Origin of the sequence: Sulfitobacter sp. 1A15299 (genome assembly GCF_043556915.1) — a bacterium.
In the GTDB taxonomy this organism is placed as follows: Bacteria; Pseudomonadota; Alphaproteobacteria; order Rhodobacterales; family Rhodobacteraceae; genus Sulfitobacter.
Genome location: NZ_JBIFFJ010000061.1, coordinates 1 through 5,508 on the forward strand (window position 1 = coordinate 1; position 5,508 = coordinate 5,508).

Annotated in this window: 5 protein-coding genes; all 5 read right to left on the reverse strand. The window is 63.2% G+C overall.

Annotated elements, in window-relative coordinates; translation table 11 throughout:
- Positions 1–116: 116 nt before the first annotated feature.
- Positions 117–1,064 (reverse strand): TniQ family protein, encoded by a 948-nt coding sequence (locus ACGYK7_RS18870; protein WP_394403922.1) that lies wholly within the window; start codon positions 1,062–1,064, stop codon positions 117–119.
- A complete protein-coding gene (locus tag ACGYK7_RS18875) occupies positions 1,061–1,999 on the reverse strand; it encodes a TniB family NTP-binding protein (RefSeq protein ID WP_394403923.1) in 939 nt (312 codons plus the stop codon). The genes ACGYK7_RS18870 and ACGYK7_RS18875 overlap by 4 nt, the downstream gene beginning before the upstream one ends.
- On the reverse strand, positions 1,990–3,636 hold the full coding sequence (locus tag ACGYK7_RS18880) for a Mu transposase C-terminal domain-containing protein (protein WP_394403924.1): 1,647 nt from the start codon (positions 3,634–3,636) through the stop codon (positions 1,990–1,992). The genes ACGYK7_RS18875 and ACGYK7_RS18880 overlap by 10 nt, the downstream gene beginning before the upstream one ends.
- Before the next feature lie 109 nt (positions 3,637–3,745).
- Positions 3,746–4,678 (reverse strand): hypothetical protein, encoded by a 933-nt coding sequence (locus ACGYK7_RS18885; protein WP_394403925.1) that lies wholly within the window; start codon positions 4,676–4,678, stop codon positions 3,746–3,748.
- Between the two features lie 71 nt (positions 4,679–4,749).
- Positions 4,750–5,508, reverse strand: a 759-nt coding sequence (locus ACGYK7_RS18890; RefSeq protein ID WP_394403926.1) for a TniB family NTP-binding protein, incomplete at its 5' end; no start/stop codon positions are given.

Below are 5,508 nucleotides of genomic sequence, written 5' to 3' on the forward strand. Positions count from 1 at the left end.
TGTCGTTTTGATTTCATGGGTGGACTGGCCCGAAATCGGCCCTCTCGTCGAGGAAGTTCCCATTTAATGGGTGGACCGGGCTCATGCTCAATCTGTGGACTCTTCCCGTCGCGCGGTCAATAGGGTTCTTTACCTTGCCTCCGGCTCTGATGGCGCGGGAAAACTGGCGCGGCCCTGCTGATCAACCTGTGCGCCACCTCGGGCAGTTCAGCATCGAAAACCAGCTCCGCGCCGAACAAGTCGCCGAGAGCGACCAGCGTCAGGGCGCGCCAGCGCACCGACAGGTGCTGGAGTGGCGCCTCTCGGCTCACGGCCCCGCGCGCCTCGAAGGGGCAATTCCAGCCCGGCTGATCGAACCAGAGTGCCAGAACCGGCCGCGCCGCATCCACCCGGTCGAGCGGCGCCCAGAGGGCACGGATCGTCTTCTCGAGACGTGCACGTTGGTCGGGCTCGCCCCACACAAGCCCTTGCACCTGGTGCTGAAGATCGAGAACACCTGCGGCGAAACCGGCGTCCCAGGGGCGCAATTTCTCCCCTTCCCTGCCGGTGAGCAAAGCCTCGCATTTGCGGCAGAATGGGCGCAACAGACCGCCTCGCATCCGGAAAGACACCCGCAGCTGCCCACTGCAAACCGGGCAACGGTCGTGCAACATCTCGCCGTGTGCCGGACAGGCCACCTGCTCCGCCAGCCGCCAGTCCGACCTCAGGTAACTGTCGCGCCCGGCCGAAGCGTCACTGTCAAAACAGCCCAGACAAACCGGCACGCCGGGCCGCTCCAGGATCCACGCTGGCGAACGATCTGGGAAGGGATGCGGGAGCGAGAGGCGGGCGAGCCGTTCCTGATCGACCCGGCAGGCCCGCGCCCAGAGCCTGACGAGGTCGGGATCGGGGGCGATGTCGTCGAGCTGAAGCAGGGACCGTATTCCCCTCCCCTGCCCCGCCAACCAGGCGGCCATAGCTGGGGCTTCCAGACCGTAACGGGCGGCAACCCGCGCCATCCAGGACGAGAGAAGTTCGTTTCGGAAAGGACGCGGCGCGACCGGCAACCGCAGTGGTGAGGTCATGCGCTGACCGGTTGCGGTGACCGTTTCCGGCGCCGGCGTGCGGTTTCGGTCATCGAGACCAGCGGCAGCACCAGGTCGTCGCCGAAGCTATGCACATCGAGGCGTTCCTTGCCAGCGTGGATGGCCGCCTCCGCCGCGGTCTCGATCAGACGAAATATGCGCGCCGTGACGCCAGAGGTGAGCTTGTGGATTCGATCCCTGGCTTCCGGGCTCAGCAGGTCGGAAGGTTCGCGCAGCGGCAGGATGCGCTCGAAGCTCTTCAGAAGACCGGCAAAGGCGGCATCGTTCTGCCAGGGCCTCAGGTGAAACGCCTCGAACCGCTCAGCCAGCTGCGCATCGGTCAACAGGGCCTGGCGCGCGAGATCGGTTCCGGCACAAACCAGCGGAATCCGCAGATCATTGGCCAGAAACCTAATCGCGTTAAGAAAGATGCGTTGCTGCCGGAAGGTGCCGGCCAGCATGCCGTTCACCTCGTCGAGGATGATCATCTTCGCGCCCACGGTACGCAGGAGTGACCGGCAAACGTCCTTCTCGCGCGCAAGCGTACCGCCCGCCATTGCCGGTGCGCCCATGCTGGCCAGAAGCTCGCGGTAAAGATCACGCTCGATCGGCTCAGACGGCACCTGCGCGACCACCACCGGGCGATGATCTACACCGGTCACCTGGTTGAATTTCGGCGGATGATCACGTTCGAACTTGCGGACGATCTTGGTCTTTCCCATGCCGGTATCGCCGTAGATCAACAGGCAGGGCATCCGGTCGCGGGGTGGGTAGCTCAGCAGATTTTCCAGGCGCGCAAGGGCTGCGCCCGCCTGATCGAAACCGATCCAGCGGTCCGCCCTGATCCAGGCGATGCGCTCCGCATCCGGCAGGTTTGCAAACCGCCTATAGGTCGGGTCGAGATGCGCAAGCTGCCCGTTATCTGTCACGACCATTCCTCCACCTCGAACCCCGGATGGTCCTTGAGCACGTTCCTACCGCTCTCGGGCTCCGGAGCGGTGTCTTCGACCTCGTATGCCCCGGCACCATCAAGCGCCCGGTCACGACGCTCGGCAAACCGCCTCGCCTCCCGCGTCTTGCCCGTTGCGGCATCGACCAGCGCCCGCTGCTCTTCAATCACCTGGAATATCAGCTCTTCATCCTCCAATGATCGTCCCCGTTCCTTCAGCAGCGCCTGCGCTCGGCGATGCTCGGCGAGGGTAATCGACGGATGCCGCAGATCGGCAAACCGTACAGCATATCGCTGACCCCCGGGATTGCGCACGAACACCGTGGAGAGGTCGCGCGGATCGTAGAAAACCCGAAATCGCCGGCCCTGACGGCCCGCCCAGAGGCTCAAGATATCGTCCCAGTACCGCAACCCGAACAGATGGATGCCATCACGGCGCACCATACGCAGTTCACTCGGAAGAAAATCGACACGGAACCCTTCTGGATCATAGGGCTGACGCAAAGGGGTGGCGCGCTGCCCGAAGGCCTCGTGCCAGGCGGCAAGCGGAGGAATCCCGAGCATGCGGTGCCGTTCGGCATGGTAGCGGGTGATTTCCAGTGCCAGCCAGCGCTCCAGTTCATCGAGCGTCATCGCGGAATTCGAAACGGAATCGTAGTCACCGCGATCCTTGATGCTGCTGAAGGTCGAACCAGGCAACAGGTGCACCGCGCCCATCATCGTGCCGATCAGCCGCTCGATATGACCGCCATAGTGCGGGGCACCAATTGGACGGTACTGCAGAGAAATTCCATGCTCCTCGGCCCCGCGCGTCATCGCACGGGAGCGAAACTCCTTGGCGTTATCGACATGGATGGTTTCGGGCAGCCCGTCCGCAGGCCAGTCTGCGTCGATCCCGAGAGCCTCCAGCCACCCGAACTTCGGTTGCACAACATGCTGGATGGCCAGCGAAACGGACAGGGCCGACGGCGGTTCGAGCGTCAGGTAGAAGCCCGCCACCATGCGGCTGGCGACATCAATGGCGAGCGTCAGCCAGGGCCTTTGCAGGGGTTTGCGGTGAATGCGGTCCACGACAATCACGTCGACCAGCGTGTGATCGATCTGAACCACCTCATAGGCCCTGTCGACCCGGTAGGTGCCGGGAACCGGACGGTATTGGTTGCGAGCTGCTTTCGCCCCTTCCCGCGCCTTCGTCAGTTCGACAGGGTCCATCGCACCCACGCGATCGCGCAATGTGGCCCAGCACGGCGTGCGCAAATCCTGCATCCGGCAGCGCCTGCGCACCTCCTTGTGCAACGCATTGATGCTGGGCTTCTGGGGCGACTTGTAGAACGCCTCGATCGCTTCGGAAATCACCGCCTCGACCTCGTCCGGCAAGCGTCGGGTTCCGGGCTGGGTTCCCACAGTCGACGCCAAAAGCGAACTGGTGAGCGGGCGGGCTTTGTAGGCCCTGATCAGCTGGTAAAGCCGGGATCGTTTGATGTCGAGATCACGGCAGGCAGCCAGGAATTCGGCGCGCGGAATACGGGCTTGTTCGGCCAGTCGGCGGACCACAGCCTCCCGCTCGACCGCCCGTTCCCAGGCCTCGTCCTCTGCCGCGATGATGTCGGAATGGTCCACCATGGTCAAACCATGAAAACAGTATCAAAAGTCCAGCGATTCACCTAGAATCCAAAAATGAACCATGAACTTGAATCGCACAGAGTCAATAGCTTAGAGTCCAGTGGTGAAACTAAAACGACAATTCATGAGACTGGACGCGCCGGAATTCGTGCGACTGGCGGCGCCTCGAAGGCTTTGCGGCGCTCTGACGCTCTCTCTCGTCGCGCTGAGCACGCCAGAGCCGGGCTGAGATACGTCTCCTCAACGAGAGAGGCCATGCCGCAAGCGCCTCGCGAACCCGCACCTGCCCGTCCACGTCGCTCTTCAGCAAGATGGAGATCGCCTGATCGACCGGGCTTTCGACAACCCGACCGATCCCCACCGTCAATGCAAGTGCTTGTAGCAACGAGCCCTGTGCGAGGCCAAACAACCCGGGACGCACGGGCTTGGCCAGGACTGGCGCAACCTCGTCATATTCTGGGACGACAACCGTCAGCGCCTGGCGGATGATCGGCGTCGTGAGGAAGTCGTGATAGTCGCGCCGGGTCTGCAACGACATGCGCGGTTGCTCAGAAAGAGATGGGGGCGAGGCTCGGCGGTGTCGTGTTGTCAGAAGGGCCAGTATCTCGACTGGCCCCCAATCCCCCTGATCGAGTCCCTGAACCCACGCATCGAGAACAGCAGCCCCGACCTTTGCAGGCGCTTCCGCTGTCGCCATCCGTTTTGCACCCAGCACAACAGGCAGCGCCTCGCCTGTCGCATCCTGATAATCTGAACCATGGACAGGACACCGAAAAGCCCACGGAAGAGCCGCGGACTTGCTCTGCACGTCGGCGGGACACATCGGGCAGTGATACCGGTTCCTGCGAATCATCATCCGGGCCTCCGGTATCAGTTCACCGAACGTCATCCCCTGCACGACCTGGGGCGAAAGCCCGGTTCGCGCCTCAATCTGAGCCCCCTCCCCTTCCGATAGTCGCCATTCCAGATCGAACACATCGCGACCGGACAAGCCAAGCTCGGCCAGGAACTCCGGTACTGTCATCGCGTAGAACGGCGCCATGCGGGCGATCCAGGAGGACAGGCGTTCGTCCGCCTCGGGAGGGAACACCACCGGCAGAAGGCCCTGCCCTATCACACCGGCTCTCCCAGGACCGCCTGCAACCTGTCGCCGCCCAGAATGTCACGCGAAAGGATGCGTTCCTCGCCGCTTTCGATGGCGGCGATTGCCAGCTGAGACATGATGGAAAATATCCCCGAGGTGATGCCGCCGGTCACCTTGATCATCCGCGAGAGCGCCTTCTCGTCGATCTCGCTTTCGCGCCGGAGCGGCAGGCTGCGCATCAGTGTGCTCATCAGCCCGGTGAAATCGGCCCCGTCCTGCCAAGGCGGCAGGGCGAAGGCCTCGAACCGGCGCACCAGCTGGTCATCGGTGCGCAGCGCATTGCGGGCCTGGGCGGTGCCGACGCAAACGAGGGGAACGCGCAACTCGTTGCCCAGAAACCGCAGCATGTTCAGGAACCGTGCCTGTTCGCGTATTGTGCCCGCCTGCAGGCTGTGGATTTCGTCGATCACCAGCATGTGGGGCCGCAACTCGGTAAGCAGCCGCAGGGCCAGGCTTTCGAGGACAGCAAGCGTTGCGCGGGGAGGTTCCGGGGCACCGATTGCAGCCAGAATCCGGCGGTAGAACCTTGTCTCATCCGGGCCGGACACCATTTGCACCGCGACGACCGGCATATGCAACCGACCGGTGGTGTCGTCAAAACTCGAGGAGTGATCGCGCGTGAATTTCTCGATGATCATGGTCTTGCCCATGCCGCTTTCGCCGACCAGGAGCAGGTTTGGCATCCGGGCGCGCTCCGGGAAGGACAGAAGGGTTTCCAGCTTGGCGAG

Bases quoted from the DNA above. Each gene is read 5' to 3' on its own strand.
- ACGYK7_RS18870 (WP_394403922.1), bottom strand. From the start codon at position 1,064: ATGACCTCACCACTGCGGTTGCCGGTCGCGCCGCGTCCTTTCCGAAAC.
- ACGYK7_RS18875 (WP_394403923.1), bottom strand. From the start codon at position 1,999: ATGGTCGTGACAGATAACGGGCAGCTTGCGCATCTCGACCCGACCTAT.
- ACGYK7_RS18880 (WP_394403924.1), bottom strand. From the start codon at position 3,636: ATGGTGGACCATTCCGACATCATCGCGGCAGAGGACGAGGCCTGGGAA.
- ACGYK7_RS18885 (WP_394403925.1), bottom strand. From the start codon at position 4,678: ATGGCGCCGTTCTACGCGATGACAGTACCGGAGTTCCTGGCCGAGCTT.